The following is a 22,422-nucleotide window of genomic DNA, read 5'->3' as shown; positions in this document are numbered from 1 at the left end:
AAGTGGGAATAAGATAAATTTTCTTCAGTGGGAAGTAAAATTACATCGGCTTTTAGCCATCAATATTTCTAAAAATGGATTGAATATCTTCTGATAAAAAGCCTTTCGACTGTAGAAAGCGCTGAACTTTCGCCTTCTCTTTCCATTCTTTCGGTAAGGGGAGGCCAAATTTACGCTCAGCCAGTTGCGCAGCACACTCAGCCCAATCGATATTTGTTTCCTCCATTGCTATATCAATGGCATCACGATCGATTCCTTTTTGCGTCAACTCCATGCGTATGCGTTGCGGGCCATAACCTTTGCGACTGCGACTTTGGATAAAGCGCTCAGTAAAGCGCTCATCATTTAGCCAGCCATTCTCTTGACACCAATCCAGCACCTTCTCCATTTGCTCTTCAGTGATGGTTTCGGGCGCTTTTTGCTGCATATAGGCTGTTCGCTGTACTGACTGCTGCAGCTTGCGTTTTAGCTCTTCACGGCTGTGATCGCGCATGCCAAGTACGCGCATCGCACGATCGAGGAGACGAGGAAAAGAGATGATTTGTGGTTGAGGTTGTTCAGACATACTGCTCACCTTATACAAACGGAGTGAAATTATGGCGGCAGAGCAAAGCAGATGGAAGATAAAGAAAAGAAGGGCAGGAAAAACAAACGGGAGTGAATTTCTTCACTCCCGTAAACGCATTAGAAATCTTCGTTAGCTTCGCTCGCAACGTTTTCAGCGTCATCAACAGACTCAGTTGCTGGCGCAGATTCACCGCTATTATTAAGCAGCATATCACGCAGTTTCTGATCGATTTCGTTTGCGATTGCTGGATTCTCTTTCAAGAAGTTACCCGCATTCGCTTTACCTTGACCAATCTTATCGCCGTTATAGCTGTACCACGCACCCGCTTTTTCAATCAGCTTATGCTTCACGCCCAAATCGACCAGTTCGCCAAAGATGTTAATGCCTTCGCCATACATGATCTGGAATTCGGCCTGTTTAAATGGCGCAGCGATTTTGTTTTTAACCACTTTAACGCGCGTCTCACTACCGACGACGTTGTCGCCATCTTTAATCGCACCAATACGGCGGATGTCCAGACGAACAGAAGCATAAAATTTCAGTGCGTTACCACCGGTAGTGGTTTCCGGGTTACCGAACATCACACCAATTTTCATACGGATCTGGTTGATGAAAATCAGCAGAGTGTTGGACTGCTTAAGGTTACCAGCAAGCTTACGCATCGCCTGGCTCATCATACGTGCTGCAAGGCCCATATGTGAGTCACCGATTTCACCTTCGATTTCCGCTTTTGGTGTCAGTGCAGCAACGGAGTCAACAATGATAACGTCAACAGCACCTGAACGTGCTAACGCATCACAGATCTCTAACGCTTGCTCACCTGTATCTGGCTGAGAACACAGCAGGTTATCAATATCGACACCAAGCTTTTTAGCGTAAACAGGATCCAGTGCATGCTCTGCATCGATAAAGGCACAGGTTTTACCTTTACGCTGTGCTGAGGCAATAACCTGCAATGTCAGCGTCGTTTTACCTGATGACTCTGGTCCGTAGATTTCCACCATACGTCCCATCGGTAAACCGCCTGCGCCCAATGCGATATCCAGAGAAAGCGAACCGGTAGAGATGGTTTCCACGTCCATTGAGCGGTCTTCACCCAGGCGCATGATAGTGCCTTTACCAAATTGCTTCTCAATCTGGCCCAGCGCGGCAGCTAAAGCCTTCTGTTTGTTTTCGTCAATTGCCATTTCTACTCCTAATCATGCCGGGTAAACACGCACTCTGGGTGCCTGCTCTCTTTCTGTTGCCGATAATTATACTGTATAGTCATACAGTATCAAGTTTAATTTACCAGAAATTCGCTATACAACGTTTGCAGCGCCCAAGCCACTGATTGGCGTCTTACGGCTTCACGATCGCCAGAGAAATGCTGACAAAAAGCCTTCACTTTTCCTTGCGGCGCCGCAAAACCAAACCAGACAGTACCGACCGGTTTTTCATTACTGCCGCCGTCCGGGCCAGCAATACCGCTAACCGAAACCGCAAACTCCGCCTGTGCTTCACGTTGCGCGCCCAAAGCCATTTCAGTTACTACAGCTTCACTTACCGCCCCATGCTGCGCCAATGAATCTGCCTTAACGCCAACAAGTTGCTGTTTCGCATCATTACTGTAGGTAACAAACCCACGCTCAAACCACGCTGAACTACCGCTGATGTCTGTTAATACTTTGGCAATCCACCCGCCAGTGCATGATTCCGCACAGGTTACTGTTGCTCCAATTTGCTTTAATCGTTCCCCAACTTGCGTACTCAGTATTAGCAGTTGTTGATCATTCATCGCTTATCTCCGTTTAGCTGTTAGCAAAATGGTGGAATGCGCCCTTTTTTCAAGCGCAGCGGCTCAAGGAATAAACAATTTGCGCACTGCTCCCCATAATGTTTAACGTATTTTCATCGCTACGATAAAAAGTCGTGGAAAGGCCAGCAAAACTTGGCCATTAGCGCGCTTAGGATAAGCCCGGCTCAATTGCTCATGATAATCTTTAAGAAACGCGTCCCGCTGAGTCTCATTAAGCGGTTGCAGAAAGGGGCGCAATCCCGTCGCTTGTAGCCATGTGATAATAGCTTGAGCATCCGACATAACGTGATAATAAGTAGTGCGCCAAATGTTGACCTCACATCCTGCCTTGGTCAGCAAATCATAATAATCATCGCTGGTAAGCAACTGCTTACGCTCTGCAGCGTGCGCACTCATTAAGGAATTCCAGGGCGCTTTTTCGGCAACTTTTCGCATCAATTGATGCGAAGGTTCATTAAGATTGTCTGGCATCTGAATCGCCAAAGTACCACCAGCGGCAAGCTGTTTAACCAAATGCGGTAATAAGGTTGAGTGTTCGCTTAACCATTGCAGTGATGCATTAGCATAGATAACGTTCTGCGGCACATCAGGCTGCCAGGTCTCAATATCAGCATTGAAAAACTCACATTGCGGTAAACGTATACGCGCTTGAGCGAGCATCGCCTCAGAAGTATCGATGCCCGTAACCAAAGCCAAAGGCCAAGAATCGACAAGTAGTTCAGTGCTGTTTCCGGGGCCGCAACCTAAATCGGTAACCTGTGAAACCTCATCTGCGTTGATTTGTGCCAGTAACTCTCTGGCAGGACGGGTTCTTTCTACTTCAAACTTGCGATATAGCTCTGGGTTCCAATCGTGCACGGCTCACCTCTCTCTTATCAGCTGATGCGCGCAAAAACGAGATGCTTAAAAAATGAAAAGTGCGATACATACTCCATTTTTGCATTGAGCGCTGGCAGGAAATTTTTTACTTCATTAAATTAAAACATCGTTTCATTTATAACCCTGATTCAGGAGTAGATCGTGACTACACCTTCAGAATTTGCTGGCGTCTGGTGCCCTTCCGTAACCCCTTTTGATGAAAAAGGCGCTGTAGACATTGAGGCGTTAGGCCGCCATTTTTCACGCCTGAATGCCTCAGGAATCGATACTCTATTATTGATGGGAAGTATTGGAGAATTTGCCTCATTAACACAGCAAGAAAGGCTTTTTTGATTCGTGAAGCTCGCCAACTTTCTCCGCTAAAAATGGTGGCCAATGTTTCCAGCACTTGCATGGCCGATATTGTTGAGTTGGCTGATGCAGCCTGGAAAAGCGGATTTGATGCGGTAATGGTCTTACCGCCCTACTATTATGGGCAAACGCAGAATCAGCTATTGCACTACTTTGAAGCGCTTGATCAGCAGTTAGGAGGAAAATGGTTTGCTTATAACTTCCCTGCCCGCACAGGCTGCGATCTTACACCAGCATTGGTCAGCGAGCTGGCATCAAAGTTACCCAATTTTGTAGGTATAAAGGATACAGTGGACTGTTTGTCGCACAACCGAGCCTTGATAGAGGAAACAAAAAAGGTGCGTGGCGATTTTGCTGTGCTTTCTGGCTATGACGAATATTTGTTACCGAATCTACTGGCGGGGGTTCCGGCGTCATTTCTGGATTAAATAACATTGTGCCAGAACTTTTTGCCAGCGCTAAACAGGCTTGGCGTAGCGGTGATCTTGCCGAACTGGTACGTATCCAACAACGTATTGGCAAACTCATGGCGATTTATACGGTTGGGGATGATTTTGTGACAACCATTAAAACAGCGGTTTCACGCCGTTTCGATTCGATGACAAGTCACTCACGTAACTATGGTGGTGCGCTGAGTATTGAGCAATGCGCTGCGATTGATCGTCTGTTTGAATGACTATCTGAACGGGCGCATAACTGCGCCCACTCAATTTAGTTCTTTTTAACAAACTCTGATTTCAGTTTCATTGGTCCGAACCCGTCGATTTTACAATCGATGTTATGGTCGCCTTCAACCAACCGAATTCCTTTCACTTTGGTGCCGATTTTAAGCGGCGCAGAGCTGCCTTTTACTTTTAAATCCTTGATCACAGTAACGCTATCACCATCAGCAAGAAGATTTCCGTTGGCATCTCGCACCACTAATTCATCATTACTGCTTTGGTCTTCAGTTTGACTCCATACGTGTCCGCACGAAGGGCAGTTGAGATTATCACCGTCCTGCCAAGTGTAATCGGCGTGACAAAGGGGGCAAGCGGGTAAAGACATAACAACTCCTGAAAACATTAAGGCAATAAAGATGAAATTAATGGCGCGCCATCATATAACCTTACGGTTACTAAGGACAGCCTTTACAACATCGAACCCTGCCGTGCTTTACTTACCGCTTCACCTAATTGCCATACTGCCATTGCATAATGTGTGCTGTGGTTATAACGCGTGATGACGTAAAAATTAGGCAAACCATACCAATATTGATAGCTTGTCCCTAAGTCAAGTCGCAGCAAGCTAACCTGATTATTGCCATTCAGTGATCCCTGCGGGGAAAGGCCGGATGCGGCGAGCATGCTCACGCTGTAACTGGTTTTGAAACCATCCTGAAGTAAAGGTGCCTGACCACTTGCCGGAACAGCAATGTTTTCGCCACTCCGCCAGCCATGCTGCTGGAAGTAATGCGCCACGCTACCAATCGCATCAACCGGATCCCAGAGATTGGCATGCCCATCGCCATTAAAATCAACCGCATATTGCTTATAAGATGATGGCATGAACTGACCATATCCCATTGCACCGGCAAAAGATCCGCGTAAATCCAACGGATCATCTTGTTCATTACGCGCCATCAGTAAAAAGGTCTCAAGCTCGCTGCTGAAGTAAGCTGCTCGACGCGGATAATTAAATGACAGCGTTGCTAAGGCATCCAAAATGCGCGTTTTTCCCATCACCCGGCCCCAGCGTGTCTCTACGCCAATAATACCGACAATGATCTCTGGGGGCACACCATAAACCTGCTGCGCCCGCTGTAACGCATCTTGATATTGATCCCAAAACGCGACGCCATTTTGAACGTTATCCGGCGTTATGAATTTATTCCGATAACGAATCCATGCGCCGTTTGGTCCACTCGGTGGCGTATAGGAAGGGGCTTGACGATCCATAAGGCGCAAAACATAGTCCAGTCGCTTAGCCTGACCAATTACCGCATGAAGCTGTTGGCGGTCAAAACCATGTTTATCCACCATTTGGTTGATGAACTGCTCTGCTGCAGGATTGCCGGCAAAGTCACCAAACATGGGTTGAACCGCATGGGAAGGCTCAAGTAAAAATCCGCCTTTAGGCGCTTTTTCAACGGCCATTTCCTGTGGTGTTTGGGGCTTACTGCTACAGGCAGCAAGCAGAGCGATAAGCGGTAGATAAGCAACCTTAAAACGCATTCGACATCCATAAGCAGACTCAAAAGGAACCGTCATGGTAATCGTTAGAACCAGCGACATACAGGCCAAATCGCTAAAAAAGCGGATTTTCTATCATCTTTACGTATCACATGACGCTTTTGTGAGACATCTCGGCACGTTGTATATCTATATCAAAAAAGCGTTTTCCCACGTAACGCCCTTTGTTAAGTTCTTCGCTGAAAAGGGATGTCAGATGAAGCGCTGGCGTGAATAGTGGTAACATTCACAATTTGCACTCGACCAACCGGTTGTTGCACACATCCCCATAGAAACACTTTTTCAAGCGTGGCGGGAAAGAGGAAGAGGCAACTTTGAGTAAAAATGAGATGAAAGGAGCAGAGCAAATGGACTTCAGCACCCATACGCCAATGATGCAGCAATATCTACGCCTCAAGGCTGAGCATCCCGACATCCTGCTGTTTTATCGCATGGGCGATTTCTATGAGCTGTTTTTCGACGATGCAAAACGCGCTTCGCAACTGCTGGAAATCTCATTAACCAAACGTGGCGCTTCAGCAGGTGAACCCATTCCTATGGCTGGCGTGCCCTACCATGCCGTAGAAAACTATCTTGCAAAATTGGTGCAATTGGGTGAGTCAGTCGCTATTTGTGAACAGATTGGCGATCCCGCTTTAAGTAAAGGACCCGTTGAACGCAAAGTAGTCCGTATTGTGACGCCGGGTACGATCAGTGACGAAGCGCTATTACAGGAGCGTCACGATAATTTATTGGCCGCTATTGTGCAGAGCGCGCGAGGCTATGGTTTCGCTACGCTGGACATCAGTTCAGGTCGTTTTCGCCTGAGCGAACCCGCTGACCTGGAAACGATGGCTGCGGAGTTACAACGCACAAATCCGGCTGAACTGCTCTACCCTGAAGATTTCCAGGCAATGTCTTTGATTGAGCAACGTCGTGGCTTGCGTCGTCGCCCATTATGGGAATTTGAAATTGATACCGCCCGTCAGCAGCTCAATATGCAATTCGGTACGCGCGATCTCAGCGGTTTCGGTGTTGAGCAGGCCCATTTAGGTTTACGCGCTGCCGGATGCTTGTTGCAGTATGTCAAAGATACACAGCGTACCACCCTGCCTCATATTCGTTCGCTTAGCATGGAACGACAACAAGATAGCGTCATCATGGATGCTGCTACGCGTCGCAATTTAGAAATTACGCAGAATCTAGCGGGTGGCACAGAAAACACCTTGGCTGCGGTGTTAGACAAAACCGTTACGCCAATGGGTAGCCGCATGCTAAAGCGCTGGCTACATATGCCACTACGCGATGCTCGGATTATTAATCAACGTCAGGAATCTATCGCTGAATTGCAGGATCTCTGTGAATCCCTGCAGCCGGTATTACGTCAGGTTGGCGATCTGGAGCGTATTTTAGCCCGTCTGGCTTTGCGCACAGCACGCCCACGCGACTTGGCACGTATGCGCCATGCATTTCAACAACTGCCTGAACTTAACATTCTGTTAGGTAGCGTAGAAACTACGCAGTTAAACACGCTACGTGAGCAAATGGGTGAATTTACCGCGCTACGAGAATTGCTCGAGCAAGCGGTCATTGAATCACCACCGGTGTTGATTAGAGACGGTGGCGTCATTGCACCAGGTTATAACGCTGAGCTCGACGAGTGGCGAGCACTGGCTGATGGCGCTACCGACTATCTCGACAAGCTAGAGATTCGTGAGCGAGAAAAGCTTGGGCTGGACACATTGAAAGTAGGATTCAATGCCGTTCACGGTTATTACATTCAGGTCAGTCGCGGGCAAAGCCACCAGGTGCCAATGCACTACGTACGCCGCCAAACGCTCAAAAATGCTGAGCGCTACATTATTCCTGAACTGAAAGAGTACGAAGACAAAGTCCTCACGTCAAAAGGCAAAGCGCTGGCATTGGAAAAAGGGCTATATGAAGCTTTGTTTGACCAGTTACTGCCCCACCTTGAAGCGCTGCAGCTCAGTGCTTCCGCATTAGCCGAACTGGATGTGCTCAGTAATCTGGCCGAACGCGCATGGACGCTGAATTACTGTCGTCCAACGTTACAAGATAAGCCGGGAATTAAAATCACAGGCGGACGACATCCAGTGGTTGAGCAGGTGTTGAAAGAACCTTTTATCGCTAACCCACTCTCTTTAGCACCGCAGCGCCGTATGCTGATCATTACCGGACCCAATATGGGTGGTAAAAGTACCTATATGCGCCAGGCTGCACTTATTGCGTTGATGGCATGGATTGGTAGCTTCGTACCCGCTGAAGAGACTGTAATCGGTCCGTTAGATCGTATTTTTACGCGCGTAGGTGCAGCAGATGATCTCGCCTCGGGCCGATCAACCTTCATGGTGGAAATGACCGAAACGGCTAATATCTTGCACAATGCCACCGAACACAGTTTGGTTCTGATGGATGAAATCGGGCGAGGTACTTCAACCTATGATGGCCTATCACTTGCATGGGCTTGTGCCGAAAATCTGGCAAACAGAATCAAAGCTATGACGCTGTTTGCAACCCATTATTTCGAGCTAACAACGTTGCCAGAAAAAATGGAAGGCGTCGTCAATGTACACCTTGATGCAGTGGAACACGGCGATACGATTGCATTTATGCACAGTGTTCAGGAAGGCGCGGCAAGCAAGAGTTACGGCCTTGCTGTGGCTGCGCTGGCAGGCGTTCCTAAAGAAGTGATTAAGCGTGCAAGAAACAAACTAAAAGAGTTAGAAACGACATCGACACTAACGGCATCATCAACAGTTGATGGCTCTCAGCTCCCATTATTAGTTGAGGAAACCTCCCCAGCGGTAGAAGCACTTGAAGCACTTGATCCTGATACGCTGACACCGCGTCAGGCACTTGACTGGATATATCGCCTGAAATCGTTGGTTTAATTTTTCCCGCACACGAGCATTATCGTGTGCGGGTACTCGTTATTCCGGGTTCTTTCTCTGGTGGATTTACTGCTTTTCTCAAATTCTGTCGTGACACTATTAACACGCATTAAACGACGCTTTATCCACCATCAACGACTCAATTTTGCTCAATGATGTGTCTGCTTCCGAACTGCGGGGATATAAAACCGCGCTGACTATTTGTTCAGGTAAAGCAAAACGATGTGCGGGATTTTTATCTTCATTTGCTCGGCACGCCAGTAACGCTGACTACGTTCCGTTTCAATGTTTTTTGGCGAAATCGCATGGGCGGTAATATCGAACGGCCCAAGTTCAGTAGCTATTTCACGTATGAAAAAACTCATCCCCGCCTTATTGGTGTAATAAGCCTTATGTTCGCTCAAAGCAATCATGCTCGCCTGAGGGACAATGTAACGATTCTACCGAAACCGCATGCTTTCAGCTTACTGACGCGACGCTGTACAAGGAAAAAACAGGTAGGTTTTATGCTGCCATGTGAAATATGAGCATAAAAAAAGCGGTGATTAACATCACCGCTTTTCGCATTAAAACAGTACTAATTATTCATGAAACCGTTATTCACGAAAAAGTGCTTCAATGTTGAGGCCCTGCGCCTGCAGGATTTCACGCAGACGGCGTAAACCTTCAACCTGAATCTGACGTACACGCTCACGGGTTAAGCCGATCTCACGGCCTACATCCTCAAGCGTTGCCGCTTCATAGCCCAACAGGCCGAAACGACGCGCCAACACTTCACGCTGCTTGGCGTTCAGTTCGAACAACCATTTGACGATGCTTTGCTTCATATCGTCATCTTGCGTGGTATCTTCTGGACCGTTGTCTTTTTCATCGGCCAGAATGTCCAGCAGCGCTTTTTCAGAATCTCCGCCCAGTGGCGTATCAACTGATGTAATGCGTTCATTGAGACGCAACATACGGCTTACGTCATCAACAGGTTTATCCAGTTGCTCCGCAATTTCTTCCGCACTTGGCTCATGATCAAGCTTGTGGGAAAGTTCACGCGCGGTGCGCAGGTAAACATTCAGTTCTTTAACAATGTGAATCGGCAGACGAATCGTACGGGTTTGGTTCATGATTGCCCGTTCAATGGTCTGACGAATCCACCAGGTGGCGTATGTTGAGAAACGGAACCCACGTTCTGGGTCAAACTTCTCTACGGCACGAATCAGGCCAAGATTACCCTCTTCAATCAGGTCCAGCAAAGCCAGTCCACGATTGCTATAACGGCGGGCAATCTTTACCACCAGGCGCAAGTTACTTTCGATCATGCGGCGACGAGAAGCAATGTCACCTCGTAATGCACGGCGGGCGAAGAAAACTTCCTCCTCAGCCGTTAACAAAGGAGAATAGCCAATCTCCCCGAGATAGAGCTGCGTCGCATCTAAAACGCGCTGCGTCGCACCTTGTGACAATAACTCTTCTTCCGCTACGTCATTATCACTAGGTTCGTTTTCAACGAGAGCTTTCTCATCAAAAACCTCAGCTCCGTTCTCCTCGAATTCCGCATTCTCATGTAACTCGTTTACTTTCAGCGTATTCTGGCTCATAAGCGGCTCCTACCCGTGATTCCAAGGCAGAACACCATAGGTTCTGCCGGATTATCGCTGCGGTAAATAACGCAACGGGTTTACGGATTTCCCCTTGTAACGAATTTCAAAATGTAATCTTACTGAACTGGTACCGGTGCTACCCATGGTAGCGATCTTTTGCCCCGCCTTAACTTCCTGTTGTTCCCGGACCAGCATTGTATCGTTGTGGGCGTAGGCACTCAGGTAATCATCATTGTGTTTGATGATGATTAAATTACCGTAACCCCGGAGAGCGTTACCTGCGTAAACCACCCTTCCCGATGCGGTGGCGACAACAGATTGTCCGCGCGATCCAGCGATATCGATACCTTTATTGCCACCTTCCGCAGCAGAGAAGTTATCGATAATCTTCCCATCAGTCGGCCAACGCCAGCTTCCCACCGGCGTTGAACTGTTGGTCGTACTACTGACCGTGGGTGGTGCGGTAACGGCAGGAGCTGTTGTCGTTGCAACATTTGCTCCTTTCGATGGCAGAAGTTTACTACCGCTCGAATTACCCGAATCATCAGAATACGTAATAACAGGTTGCTGTGCAACAGCGGCAGATTTAATTTGTGGCGATGTTGGGACGCCCCCTGCGTTGCATCGGCGACGGTAATGGCATTGCCACCCGTGATCGGCTGACCAGAGGCATCACCGATCTGCAAAGTCTGCCCTACATTCAGGCCATACGGGGCAGAAACGTTGTTACGTTGGGCTAAATCGCGGAAATCGTTACCGGTAATCCAGGCAATGTAAAACAGTGTATCACCGCGTTTAACGGTGTAAGTTTCACCTGAATAGCTACCTTTCGGAATGTTCTGATAACTGCGGTTGTAAACAATTCGCCCATTTTGCGTCTGTACAGCGTTATCTGCGCTAATCATTCCACTATTGCTTTGTTGGGAAGCTGTATTATTGCTTAACATTCCTCCCTGACTTGGCATTGCGGGTACACCGCCAGAAGGGGTGTTTGTCTGATCAGAAGCCGTGTTCATACCGCCGCCATCACCAATTTGGCTAATGGGTGCTTGTGAGTTATCGCCTGAGCTACAGCCCGCCAGCCAAAAACCTACCAGTGAAAGCGCCGCCAAACGGCGTAATTGAAAAATAGTGCTTCCCGTGCTCATTGATCCCCCGTGATGGCAACCCTGCTGTACCTGTCCTACTCTACTCGCCAGCACAATACTCTGTGCGGCGCGTTAAAATCTGATTTTTCATTGATGAAAAGGGATAGTAACAAGATCAAGTACGTGGTGCTATGAAACAGTTGTGAAGAAATACGTAGCAGAGGCCTTAAGCTAAATCGCCCTGAACTAAAGGAACAAACCGGACCGGTTCAATTATCTCTTCAACAAATTCCTCTCCCTTACGACGCAGGCGTTTTAGCACTTGCTGATCCTCGCCGACCGGGAGCACCATAATGCCGCCATCTGCTAATTGCGCCATCAGCGCAATCGGAATTTCGGGTGGGGCAGCCGTCACTATGATGGCGTCATAGGGGCCACGTGATGGCCAGCCTTGCCAACCATCGCCGTGACGTGTGGAGACGTTGTGCAGATCAAGTTGCTTTAAGCGGCGTTTGGCCTGCCATTGCAGACCTTTAATGCGTTCGACCGAATAAACATGATCGACGAGATGCGCAAGAATTGCAGTTTGATAGCCAGAGCCAGTGCCAATTTCCAGCACGCGAGAGTGCGGCTGTAGCTCAAGCAGCGCAGTCATGCGTGCTACCATGTAAGGCTGAGAAATGGTTTGTCCTGAGCCAATCGGCAGTGCCACGTTATCCCAGGCTTTGTGTTCAAACGCTTCGTCGATGAATCGCTCACGCGGCACATCAGCAATGGCTTTGAGCAGGCATTCATCATCAATGCCCTGCTGACGAAGTTGTGTCAACAACGTTTCGATGCGCCGGTTCACCATGCCAGATTTACCTCAGCGTTAACCAGCCAGTCAGAAAGAATATCCTGAGCCGCGTGTGCGGTAAGATCAACATGTAATGCAGTGACAGAGACGTAACCTTGATCCACCGCCGCGAAATCCGTATCTGGGCCTGCATCTAATTTTTCCCCGGCGGTCCAATCCAGTAGAGCGTATTACCCCGCGGATCTTGCTGAGGAATAACCTGATCGGCCGGATGACGACTGCCACAACGCGTCACACGAATACCTTTGATCTGATCAAGCGGTAAATCGGGTACGTTGATATTGAGGATGCGGCCGGTCCGCAGCGGCTCACGCGTTAATGCTTTGAGCAGCGCGCAGGTTACCGCAGCGGCAGTGTCATAATGCTGATGACCATCCAGTGAAACCGCCAATGCTGGCAGTCCCAAATGTCGCCCTTCCATTGCCGCCGCGACAGTGCCGGAATAAATCACATCATCACCGAGATTAGGACCCGCATTAATACCCGAAACTACAATCTCAGGACGCGGTTGCATTAATGCGTTTACGCCAAGAAATACGCAATCCGTTGGCGTTCCCATTTGCACCGCAATATCCCCATTTTCATGGGTAAAGGTGCGCAGCGGCGTTTCCAGCGTCAGGGAGTTTGATGCACCACTGCGATTACGATCGGGTGCGACGACCTGAACGTCGGCAAATTCCCGTAATGCCCTGGCAAGCGTTTGAATGCCCGGCGCATGAATTCCGTCATCGTTGCTGAGGAGTATCCGCATTTCACCCTGACCTTTTTTGATTCAATCCAACCTCGCGGGCAGACAAGCAGAGATGCCTGTCAGCGAAAAAAGCCCATGTGGGGGTCTTTGCATTCTAGCGGCGGGAGAGGGGAAGTGGTAGACGTAAATAGTCCCATAACAGCGCTTTGCCGCAACATTACCCGATGAACGAACAATGTTACGGCAATCACCAAAGACGTTTAGCAGGACTTATGCGGCAAGCTGGCAACATAAAAACACCCAACACAATGCGGTAGGTCGCTCTTACGTTCAGCAATCGGCTAACTTTATTCGTCCAGGTTGGTGTTGTCAGCCGTATTGTTCAACAGCTCGCGTACCACGCTGGTGGCAAAGCTTCCGGCAGGAAGCCAGAACTGCATTTCCAGCGTTACGTCATCCCACCACGCCCAGCGCAGGTCGCGTGGCACCACTAACATTGCGCGACGGCCCGCATCAACGCGTTCACGATCGAGCAGAGAAATCAGCGTCGATGAGTCAGCCAACGCTTGCTGCTCAAAGGCTAACGCTTCTGCTTGCGGACCCGGTTCACCGCGTCCTGGCATTGGCGCGGTAACGCGCAATTCATGCTGATCAACGCGCGCCTGCAATGCTTCAAGTTCGTCTGCCTGGGCGACAAACCAACTGCCGCGCCCGGCTAGCTGCAGTGCGTCGCCAGCCAATACATGGCTCAATCCGCCCTGCTGTTGCATGCGGGCGCTAGTGACCTGATTGAACAGCGCACTGCGAGCAGCAGAAAGAATCAGGCTGCGCTTATTACGATCGCGTAAGCGGATTTCATCGCGCGCCCATTGCTGCGCTATCGTCAGGTTATTACCGTTGTGACCAAAGCGCTGTTCGCCAAAATAGTTAGGCACGCCGGCATCGCGGATTAAAGCCAGCCGATGTTCAACCGCTTCGCGCTGGCTGACCTGACGGATCACAAGACGAAATGCATTACCCGCCAGCGCACCAATACGCAGTTTGCGCTTATGGCGCACAACCTGAAGAATTTCAACGCCTTCAAGCTCAAAGCCACGCAAGTCGGGCATGGCATTACCTGGCAGGCGGAAACAGAGCGTTTGTTCGGTAACAGCATGGCGATCTTTCATGCCCGCATAGCTCAGATCGCGCAGATGAATGCCGAGATATTTCGCCAGAGCCTCGGCAACAAAGCGGGTATTCGCGCCTGTTTTACGAATACGCACCAGCAGATGCTCACCTTCACCGTCTGGGCTATAACCGAGATCTTCCACCACCACAAAATCTTCTGGGTTGGCTTTAATCACACCGGTTGCGGTTGGCGTGCCGTGTAAATAGTGCAGCGTCATGCGGGCTCCGCTTTCAGCAGCAGCGCCACCGCTTCACACGCGATGCCTTCACCGCGTCCAGTAAAACCCAGTTTTTCAGTGGTGGTGGCTTTTACGTTAACCTGATCCATATGACACCCCAGATCTTCGGCAATATTCACCCGCATCTGCGGCACGTGCGGTAGCATTTTCGGCGCCTGGGCGATGATAGTGACGTCAACATTGCCTATCTGATAACCCTTGGCCGCAATGCGACGCCAGGCCTCACGTAGCAAACCGCGACTGTCAGCGCCTTTGAATGCTGGATCGGTGTCAGGGAATAGCTTACCAATATCACCCATTGCTACTGCGCCTAACAGCGCGTCGGTTAAAGCATGCAGCGCCACGTCGCCATCGGAATGGGCAATAAAACCGTGCTCAAACGGAATTCGCACGCCGCCAATCACCAGCGGACCTTCTCCACCAAAAGCGTGAACGTCAAAACCGTGACCGATACGCATCATGCGCTCTCCTTTAATTGAATCTGACTGAGATAAAAAGCTGCCAGCGCCAGATCTTCTGGCCGGGTAACTTTGATGTTATCACTGCGTCCACTGACCAATACCGGATGATAGCCGCAATATTCCAGCGCCGAGGCTTCATCAGTAATGTTGGCATTTTCATTCAAAGCCCGCGTCAGGCAAGCGGTCAGCAGCGCGTGAGGAAAGTATTGTGGGGTTAATGCATGCCAGAGGTCTTCGCGTTCCACGGTATGAGCAATGGCTACTTTACCGGGTTCGCCGCGCTTCATGGTGTCGCGCACCGGTGCGGCCAGAATGCCGCCAACACGGCTTTGCTCACGAATTTGCAGCAGACGCGAAAGGTCATCCAGGTGCAAACATGGACGTGCCGCATCGTGCACCAGCACCCAACTCGCGCCCTGCGCAGCCTCTAATCCTGCCAGCACCGACTCAGCACGTGTCTCTCCGCCCACCACGCGAATAACGCGCGGATCACTTGCCAGCGGCAGCGAAGCAAAGTGTTGGTCATCCGGGCTTACTGCAATGATGACCTGCTTGATAGCAGGATGCGAAAACAGGCGTGCAATGCTGTGTTCCAGAAGGGTGTGCTGACCAATCGTCAGATACTGCTTAGGACAAGTCGCCTGCATGCGGCTGCCGATACCGGCCGCCGGCACCACGGCAATCACATCCGCAAAAGAGGACACAGTGTTCATGTTTTATCGTTGTTGGTTTTGCGCAGCTTGCGCGTTACGTTTGTTCTGATCAGGAACCAGACGAAAGAAGGTTTCACCGGGTTTAATCATGCCCAACTCATTACGTGCGCGTTCTTCGATCGCTTCGGAGCCACCATTGAGATCGTCAATTTCGGCGAACAGCTGATCGTTACGCGACTTAAGTTTGGCGTTATTCGCCTGTTGAACCGCGACGTCATCATCAACGCGCGTATAATCATGGACACCGTTTTTCCCCAGCCACAATGAGTATTGCAGCCAGCCTAACAGCACCAATAGCAGTAACGTCAGTTTTCCCATCCCGCCCCTAAAAACGGCCCAATCATCCCATAACTTTGCGCAGGACTCCACAACAGCAACGAAAATGGTCCGCTTTGCTGCATGTGTGTACAAAAGTGACGTCAAAGAAGTGAAATTAGCGGGTAAAGTTTTGTAACCAGCCGATGCGTTTGCACATCAACGTAATCACCAGCCGGAGAGGAAAGTGAACAATAGCCAGAACAGGCAGATAACAGAAATGACGGTAGCAAGTAAGGTCCACAGCAATTGACCCCGTAGCAACATGCTATACACGATCCCCATAATCACCGATACCGGCAGCAGCGCGAGAAAGAATGGCCAAGTATAGAGAAAGAAGAATAGCGTGTTGGAACCGTAGAGCAGGAAAGGGATTGCCAGCGCGCACCAGTAAGAAAGGAAGCCGATAATACCGCCTGGCAGTGACGAGCGAGGCTCATCATCAGGGCGTTCATCTTTGCGAGCCAACATAGGGGTAATATTCTGCATAAAAATCCTGATGACCGAATGCGGCAAATCACAGGCGATTTGCCGCTCTCTTTTCAGGATCTGATGATATCGCGGTCACGCAGCAGGTCTAACAATTGGGCGGCGAGTTTTGTAACCAATTGTTCGCCATCAAGCTGAATTTCTGGCTGTTCTGGCGCTTCATATACGCTATCAATGCCAGTGAAGTTACGTAACTCACCGGCACGCGCTTTTTTGTACAATCCTTTCGGATCGCGCGATTCGCATACTGACAAAGGCGTATCAACAAACACTTCAACAAACTGACCTTTATCTAACAGATCGCGCACCATTTTCCGCTCCGCACGGTGGGGTGAAATAAAGGCAGTTAACACCACTAAACCCGCATCGACCATCAGCTTCGCCACTTCGCCAACCCGACGAATATTCTCTTTGCGGTCGTCATCACTAAAACCGAGATCGCGACACAAGCCGTGACGCACATTATCGCCATCGAGCAGATAAGTGCTGACACCAATACGATGCAGCGCCTGCTCAAGCGCCCCTGCCACAGTGGATTTACCCGAGCCCGAAAGCCCGGTAAACCACAGCACCACGCCTTGATGGCCGTGCTGCTGCTCTCGCGATTCACGCGTTACCGGATGATCGTGCCACACCACGTTATCATCGTGTTGCGCCATTATTGACCACCCAACAGATCGCGGGCGTTCCAGTGTGGGAAATGACGGCGCACCAGCGCGTTCAGTTCCAGCTCAAACGCACTGAACTCGCCAGTCGCGCGTGGCGCATCGACCTGCGGTTCATGGATCATGCCTGCGCCCACAGTGACGTTGCTGAGGCGATCGATAAAGATCATACCGCCTGTCACCGGATTCTGCTGATACTTATCCAGTACCATCGGCTCATCAAACGTCATCTCAACTAAACCAATACCGTTCAGCGGCAGGCTGTCGACGTCGCGTTTTTCCAACGAGTTGATCTCAACTTGATGAATCACTTTTTCTACGCGACCGCGCGCTTTCTTACCGGCGATTTTAATGTCGTAACTTTGGCCAGCCTGCAGCGGCTGTTCAGCCATCCACACCACGTCAATAGTGGCGGCTTGCACTACATTTAGCTCAGCGCTGGCATCCACCAGCAGATCGCCACGGCTGATATCAATTTCATTTTCCAGCACCAACGTGATCGCTTCGCCCGCGCCCGCTTCTTGCAGATCGCCATCAAAAGTCACAATGCGCGAGATGTTCGACTCAACGCCAGACGGCAGCACTTTTACACGCTGACCCACTTTCACCACACCAGACGCCAGCGTACCGGCGTAGCCGCGGAAATCCAGGTTAGGGCGATTAACATACTGCACCGGGAAACGCATCGGTTGATGATCGACCACGCGATTGAGCTCAACCGTTTCCAGCACGTCCAGCAGCGTGGGCCCGCTGTACCACGGCATGGTTTGGCTCGGTGACGCAACGTTGTCCCCTTCCAGCGCCGACATCGGTACAAAACGGATATCCAAATCTTCCGGCAGCTGCGCGGCAAAATCGAGGTAATCCTGTTTGATCTGCTCGAATACCTCTTGCTTGTATTCCACCAAATCCATTTTATTGATCGCCACTACCAGATGTTTAATCCCCAGCAGCGTAGAAATAAAGCTGTGACGGCGGGTTTGATCCAGCACGCCTTTACGCGCATCGATCAACAAAATTGCCAAATCACAGGTTGAGGCGCCGGTTGCCATATTACGCGTGTACTGTTCGTGTCCAGGCGTGTCGGCAATGATGAACTTGCGCTTTTCCGTAGAGAAATAGCGATAGGCTACGTCAATGGTGATGCCTTGCTCACGCTCAGCTTGCAGGCCATCCACTAGCAGCGCAAGGTCGAGTTTTTCGCCTTGGGTGCCGTGACGTTTGCTGTCATTGTGCAGCGATGAAAGCTGATCTTCGTAAATCTGTCGCGTGTCATGCAGCAGGCGGCCAATCAGCGTACTTTTACCGTCATCAACGCTGCCGCAGGTCAGAAAACGCAGCAGGCTTTTATGTTGTTGTGTGGTCAGCCAGGCTTCAACGCCGCCCTGGTCGGCAATTTGTTGTGCAATTACAGTATTCATCTGGCGTCTCCTTAGAAATAACCCTGACGTTTTTTCAGTTCCATCGAACCGGATTGATCGCGGTCAATCATGCGGCCCTGACGCTCGCTGGTAGTAGAAACCAACATCTCTTCGATGATCTCCGGCAGCGTTTGCGCTTGCGATTCAACAGCACCGGTCAGCGGCCAGCAACCAAGAGTACGGAAACGCACCATGCGCTGCTTGATCACTTCGCCAGGTTGCAGGTCAATACGATCGTCATCCACCATCATCAACATACCGTCGCGTTCCAACACCGGACGCGGCGCGGCCAAATACAACGGAACAATGTCGATGTTTTCCAGAAAGATGTACTGCCAGATATCCAGCTCGGTCCAGTTCGACAGGGGAAGACTCGAATGCTTTCGCCTTTGTTGATCTGGCCGTTGTAGTTGTGCCACAGCTCAGGACGCTGATTTTTCGGGTCCCAGCGATGGAAGCGGTCGCGGAAGGAGTAGATACGCTCTTTAGCACGCGACTTCTCTTCGTCACGACGAGCGCCACCGAAGGCCGCATCAAAGCCGTACTTATTCAGCGCCTGTTTTAAGCCTTCGGTTTTCATGATATCGGTATGCTTTGCGCTGCCGTGAACAAAGGGGTTGATGCCCATTGCCACGCCTTCCGGGTTACGGTGAACCAGCAATTCAGCACCCATCGCTTTCACGGTACGATCGCGGAACGCGTACATTTCCTGGAATTTCCAGCCGGTATCCACGTGCAACAGCGGGAACGGCAGCGTGCCCGGAAAGAACGCTTTGCGTGCCAGATGCAGCATCACTGAAGAGTCTTTACCGATGGAATACATCATCACCGGATTGCCGAACTCCGCCGCAACTTCGCGAATGATATGGATACTCTCTGCCTCTAACTGACGCAGATGAGTGAGTCGTTTTTGGTCCATCGTTTTTCCTCTCAAGCCAGATTGACAACGGCGGACTCGCGAGTCCCCTGCTGTGCTGAATGTTGAAACCAGGCGAGCTGCCCGTGCAAATTGACCACTTCTCCAATCACTAACAGTGCCGGAGTGGGCGCAGATGCAGCCAGCGCCTCAAGCTGTTCTAAGGTACCGGTCAGCACCTGTTGATCTTGTCGCGTGCCGCGGCTGATGACCGCGACCGGCGTAGACGCGGCGCGCCCATGCTGAATCAACCCTTCGCTGATTTCAGCAGCCTTCACCGTGCCCATATAAATTGCCAATGTCTGACGCGCACGCGCCAAAGATGGCCAGTCGATGCCATCACCATCGGGACGGCAATGCCCGGTGATAAACAGCACGCTCTGCGCATAATCACGGTGCGTTAACGGAATGCCTGCATAGGCTGTCGCGCCTGCCGCCGCAGTAATGCCAGGCACCACCTGAAATGGAATGCCTGCCTGCTGCGCCGCCTGTAACTCTTCGCCGCCCCGACCAAAAATAAACGGGTCGCCGCCTTTCAGGCGCACCACGCGCTTGCCTTGCAGCGCCAGTTTGACCAGCATCTGATTGGTCTCTTCCTGCGGCACCGAATGCGCACCCGCGCGCTTGCCAACACAGATACGATCGGCATCACGGCGAACCAGTTCCAGCACTTCATCGCTGACCAAGTGGTCATAAAGCACGACATCTGCCAACTGCATCACCTGCAAGCCGCGTAAGGTCAAAAGACCGCTGTCGCCAGGCCCCGCGCCGACCAAAATAATTTCGCCCTGCTGATTCGGCTCGTCGTTGAGTTCACGATCAAGCGTCAGCTTCGCTTCATTCACATTGCCTGCTGCCATTTGGCTGGCGAACAAACCGTTAAAAGCGCGCTCCCAGAAACGACGGCGATCGGACATCCGCGTAAAGCGCTGTTTCACTTTATCCCGCCACTGTCCCGCAACCTCTGCCATTTGGCCTAAGTTAGCGGGCAATAATGCTTCGAGTTTTTCACGGAGCATACGCGCCAGCACTGGCGCGGTGCCGCTGGACGAGATCGCTACCACCAGCGGTGAGCGATCAACGATAGAAGGAAAAATAAAGCTGCACTTCGGTTGGTCATCGACCACATTGACCAGTTTTTGCCGTGCATTAGCCGTTTCGAATACCTGTGCATTTAGCGCATTGTCGTCAGTTGCCGCGATCACCAGAAACACGCCATCGAGCTGGGCGGGATCAAAATGCGTCGCCAGCCATTCCAGCTGTTGCATTTCCAACAGTTCATGAAGCTCGGGGCAAAGTTCGCGAGCAGCAATCTGCACGCGCGCACCCGCGCGACGAAGCAGTTCAATTTTCCGCGCCGCGATATCTCCACCGCCGACAACCAAAACCGGGCGGCCTTTGAGATCGGCAAAAAGAGGCAAATAATCCACGTTAACCTTAGTGTTGTAACTTTGCGTTAACGCGACTATACGTCCCGGTGTTAATCCAGATGAAATTACGAATTGGAATGAGTAGTTACTGAATGGAATAACGAATGCGAAAAGCTCAGAACAAAATGTGCTTAGCAAATGATCTTACTGGGCTTTCAGAGCGATTGAAATTGTGTAATCGGGGTCACAGTTTCATACTAAGCACAGAAAATTTTCGCTAATTTCTGTCATGAGATGAATTACAAGGAACGCCGTATGTTTGCCTCTTTCCGCCTGACCGCGCTCACTGCGCTGCTCTGTTGCGGTTTTATTTTTTCTGCCCAGGCTGCGACTGACGCGCCGGGTCAATTTGCTGAACAGCAAGTCCGTCATATCGCCACCTATTTCCCCGGTCGCATGAGCGGCAGTCCGGCCGAATTAATGGCCGCCGATTATTTAAAACAGCAGTTCACCTCGCTGGGTTTTCAGACTAATACTCGTCAGTTCAATACGGGTTACGACTGGCACGACGCTGACGGGAAAGCGCGTTGGCATAAACTCACCGCAACCTCGGTGATTGCGGCCCGTACAGGCAGCGAGCCGCAGGAAATTTTAATCGTCGCCCACCTTGATACATGGACACCACAAAACAGCAGCCAGGCGAATCAAAATATGGGCGGCCTGCGCCTGCAAGGTGTAGACGACAACGCTTCAGGTTTAGGCGTCATGCTGGAACTGGCGGAAAAGCTAAGCAAAAAACCCCTGCATTATGGTGTGCGTTTTGTGGCGCTTAGCGCTGGTGAAGTGGGTCTGCACGGCATGGATGATTACGTTGCGCGCATGAGCAATAAAGAGAAGAAAAATACGCTGCTGGTTATCGACCTTAATAGCCTGATAACCGGTGATCACCTTTATTTCAACAGCGGCCTGAATACACCACGCGCGGTGCGCAAGCAAACCAGCGAGCGAGCACTTTATCTGGCGCGTGAATTTGGTATTTCGGCAGCGAGTCATCAGTTAAACCGTAAGGATTACCCCGGCATCAATGCATTCGATAAAGCGGGCTTTCCGCTAATGGATGTTACCGCCAGCAACTGGGCATTAGGGGCTAAAGATGGTACTCAGCAGCGTAGCCGCACACACCACTTCCCAGACGGCACCACACGCCATCAGACCGAGCGTGATAATCTGGCTTACCTGGATCGCTGGTTACCGGGCCGCATTACTCTGCGCACCCGAGACAGCGTAAAAGTACTGCTGCCGCTGCTCAGCGAACTCACCAATCCCAAAGTATGAGGATCTGATATGTACGTGGTTTATCTGACCTATTTTCGCCCGGTAGAAGAAGTAGAAGCGTTGCTGGAACCGCATATTCAGTGGCTGGATCGCTATTTTGATGCTGACGTGTTCATTGCAGCCGGAAGAAAAGATCCGCGTACCGGTGGCATGGTACTCGTTAAGGATATCGATCGTGCCCGACTGGATACTATCCTGGCGGAAGATCCGTTTGTCGCGGTGGCGAATTATGACGTCACAAAGATCAATGTAACGCGCGCAGCAGAGGCATTTGCTGCGTTAAACGGGATTTAAGTTAAGGCGCTGGCTGTGGATTTTTGGATCTGTGCTGGCTTTCCCCCATCCATGCTGTCCCCCTGCTTGCGGGGAAGGAGACGCTGCCA

At 50.6% G+C, this 22,422-nt stretch carries 20 protein-coding genes and 4 pseudogenes; 4 read left to right on the top strand and 20 right to left on the bottom strand.

All coding sequences use genetic code 11. The annotated features are described in order from the left end of the window. Positions 1 to 52: 52 nt before the first annotated feature. The 4 genes from KQP84_RS07285 to tam all read right to left on the bottom strand — a co-directional run bounded on the left by KQP84_RS07285 (position 53) and on the right by tam (position 3,224). Positions 53 to 565, bottom strand: a complete 513-nt coding sequence (locus KQP84_RS07285) for a regulatory protein RecX (protein ID WP_215845777.1) — start codon at positions 563 to 565, stop codon at positions 53 to 55. 119 nt (positions 566 to 684) lie between these two features. Then, positions 685 to 1,755 (bottom strand): recombinase RecA, encoded by a 1,071-nt coding sequence (recA, locus tag KQP84_RS07280; protein WP_215845776.1) that lies wholly within the window; start codon positions 1,753 to 1,755, stop codon positions 685 to 687. A 95-nt stretch (positions 1,756 to 1,850) separates the two neighbouring features. Then, the gene (gene pncC, locus KQP84_RS07275) at positions 1,851 to 2,345 is read right to left on the bottom strand and encodes a nicotinamide-nucleotide amidase (RefSeq protein WP_215845775.1); all 495 of its coding nucleotides are present in this window, start codon (positions 2,343 to 2,345) and stop codon (positions 1,851 to 1,853) included. 102 nt (positions 2,346 to 2,447) lie between these two features. Then, a complete protein-coding gene (gene tam / locus KQP84_RS07270) occupies positions 2,448 to 3,224 on the bottom strand; it encodes a trans-aconitate 2-methyltransferase (protein WP_215845774.1) in 777 nt (258 codons plus the stop codon). Between the two features lie 162 nt (positions 3,225 to 3,386). Between tam and KQP84_RS07265 the strand changes: the two are divergent. Next, positions 3,387 to 4,272, top strand: a pseudogene (locus KQP84_RS07265) (dihydrodipicolinate synthase family protein). A gap of 35 nt (positions 4,273 to 4,307) precedes the next feature. On the opposite strand, the gene KQP84_RS07260 reads toward KQP84_RS07265, so the two are convergent. Together KQP84_RS07260 and mltB are read right to left on the bottom strand one after the other, a co-directional pair. Further along, positions 4,308 to 4,643 carry a zinc ribbon domain-containing protein YjdM gene (locus tag KQP84_RS07260; RefSeq protein WP_215845773.1) on the bottom strand — a complete coding sequence of 112 codons (336 nt, stop codon included), beginning with the start codon at positions 4,641 to 4,643 and terminating at the stop codon, positions 4,308 to 4,310. Positions 4,644 to 4,726: 83 nt separating this feature from the next. Continuing rightward, the gene (gene mltB, locus KQP84_RS07255; protein WP_215845772.1) at positions 4,727 to 5,809 is read right to left on the bottom strand and encodes a lytic murein transglycosylase B; all 1,083 of its coding nucleotides are present in this window, start codon (positions 5,807 to 5,809) and stop codon (positions 4,727 to 4,729) included. A 365-nt stretch (positions 5,810 to 6,174) separates the two neighbouring features. On the opposite strand from mltB, the gene mutS reads away from it, so the two are divergent. Further along, positions 6,175 to 8,718, top strand: coding sequence for a DNA mismatch repair protein MutS (gene mutS / locus KQP84_RS07250; protein WP_215845771.1), 2,544 nt, complete (start codon positions 6,175 to 6,177; stop codon positions 8,716 to 8,718). A gap of 197 nt (positions 8,719 to 8,915) precedes the next feature. On the opposite strand, the gene KQP84_RS07245 is transcribed toward mutS, so the two are convergent. The 14 genes and pseudogenes from KQP84_RS07245 to cysG form a co-directional block, all read right to left on the bottom strand. After that, positions 8,916 to 9,131, bottom strand: coding sequence for an SDR family oxidoreductase (locus KQP84_RS07245; protein ID WP_215845770.1), 216 nt, complete (start codon positions 9,129 to 9,131; stop codon positions 8,916 to 8,918). Between the two features lie 183 nt (positions 9,132 to 9,314). Continuing rightward, entirely contained in the window at positions 9,315 to 10,307 is a 993-nt protein-coding gene (gene rpoS, locus KQP84_RS07240; protein ID WP_215845769.1) for an RNA polymerase sigma factor RpoS, read from the bottom strand. Between the two features lie 51 nt (positions 10,308 to 10,358). Continuing rightward, a pseudogene (gene nlpD / locus KQP84_RS07235) lies at positions 10,359 to 11,458 on the bottom strand (murein hydrolase activator NlpD). 166 nt (positions 11,459 to 11,624) lie between these two features. Then, the gene (locus tag KQP84_RS07230; RefSeq protein ID WP_215845768.1) at positions 11,625 to 12,251 is read right to left on the bottom strand and encodes a protein-L-isoaspartate(D-aspartate) O-methyltransferase; all 627 of its coding nucleotides are present in this window, start codon (positions 12,249 to 12,251) and stop codon (positions 11,625 to 11,627) included. After that, positions 12,245 to 13,005, bottom strand: a pseudogene (gene surE, locus KQP84_RS07225) (5'/3'-nucleotidase SurE). The gene KQP84_RS07230 and the pseudogene surE overlap by 7 nt, the downstream one beginning before the upstream one ends. A 287-nt stretch (positions 13,006 to 13,292) precedes the next feature. Next, a complete protein-coding gene (gene truD, locus KQP84_RS07220) occupies positions 13,293 to 14,333 on the bottom strand; it encodes a tRNA pseudouridine(13) synthase TruD (RefSeq protein WP_215845767.1) in 1,041 nt (346 codons plus the stop codon). After that, a complete protein-coding gene (gene ispF / locus KQP84_RS07215; protein WP_305798597.1) occupies positions 14,330 to 14,812 on the bottom strand; it encodes a 2-C-methyl-D-erythritol 2,4-cyclodiphosphate synthase in 483 nt (160 codons plus the stop codon). Before ispF ends, truD begins: the two co-directional genes overlap by 4 nt. Then, a complete protein-coding gene (gene ispD / locus KQP84_RS07210; RefSeq protein ID WP_215845765.1) occupies positions 14,812 to 15,528 on the bottom strand; it encodes a 2-C-methyl-D-erythritol 4-phosphate cytidylyltransferase in 717 nt (238 codons plus the stop codon). Before ispD ends, ispF begins: the two co-directional genes overlap by 1 nt. A 3-nt stretch (positions 15,529 to 15,531) precedes the next feature. Further along, a complete protein-coding gene (gene ftsB / locus KQP84_RS07205; RefSeq protein WP_215845764.1) occupies positions 15,532 to 15,846 on the bottom strand; it encodes a cell division protein FtsB in 315 nt (104 codons plus the stop codon). Between the two features lie 165 nt (positions 15,847 to 16,011). Next, complete coding sequence (locus tag KQP84_RS07200) at positions 16,012 to 16,332, bottom strand: DUF3561 family protein (protein ID WP_215845763.1); 321 nt, start codon at positions 16,330 to 16,332, stop codon at positions 16,012 to 16,014. Positions 16,333 to 16,385: 53 nt separating this feature from the next. Then, positions 16,386 to 16,991, bottom strand: coding sequence for an adenylyl-sulfate kinase (cysC, locus tag KQP84_RS07195; protein WP_215845762.1), 606 nt, complete (start codon positions 16,989 to 16,991; stop codon positions 16,386 to 16,388). Further along, positions 16,991 to 18,418: a sulfate adenylyltransferase subunit CysN gene (gene cysN / locus KQP84_RS07190; RefSeq protein ID WP_215845761.1), complete on the bottom strand. Its 1,428-nt coding sequence runs from the start codon at positions 18,416 to 18,418 to the stop codon at positions 16,991 to 16,993. Before cysN ends, cysC begins: the two co-directional genes overlap by 1 nt. An 11-nt stretch (positions 18,419 to 18,429) precedes the next feature. Continuing rightward, positions 18,430 to 19,337, bottom strand: a pseudogene (gene cysD / locus KQP84_RS07185) (sulfate adenylyltransferase subunit CysD). A gap of 11 nt (positions 19,338 to 19,348) precedes the next feature. Further along, the gene (cysG, locus tag KQP84_RS07180) at positions 19,349 to 20,764 is read right to left on the bottom strand and encodes a siroheme synthase CysG (RefSeq protein ID WP_215845760.1); all 1,416 of its coding nucleotides are present in this window, start codon (positions 20,762 to 20,764) and stop codon (positions 19,349 to 19,351) included. A gap of 255 nt (positions 20,765 to 21,019) precedes the next feature. Here cysG and KQP84_RS07175 point away from each other — a divergent pair, with 255 nt between their 5' ends. Together KQP84_RS07175 and KQP84_RS07170 are read left to right on the top strand one after the other, a co-directional pair. Next, on the top strand, positions 21,020 to 22,039 hold the full coding sequence (locus KQP84_RS07175) for an aminopeptidase (RefSeq protein WP_215845759.1): 1,020 nt from the start codon (positions 21,020 to 21,022) through the stop codon (positions 22,037 to 22,039). 9 nt (positions 22,040 to 22,048) lie between these two features. Continuing rightward, positions 22,049 to 22,333 carry a YciI family protein gene (locus KQP84_RS07170; protein WP_215845758.1) on the top strand — a complete coding sequence of 95 codons (285 nt, stop codon included), beginning with the start codon at positions 22,049 to 22,051 and terminating at the stop codon, positions 22,331 to 22,333. Positions 22,334 to 22,422 lie beyond the last annotated feature (89 nt).

The organism is Candidatus Pantoea bituminis, assembly GCF_018842675.1.
GTDB classification, from domain to species: Bacteria; Pseudomonadota; Gammaproteobacteria; order Enterobacterales; family Enterobacteriaceae; genus Pantoea; species Pantoea phytostimulans.
The sequence above is the reverse complement of the archived record's forward strand: the minus strand, read 5'-3'. Positions and strand labels throughout refer to the sequence as shown.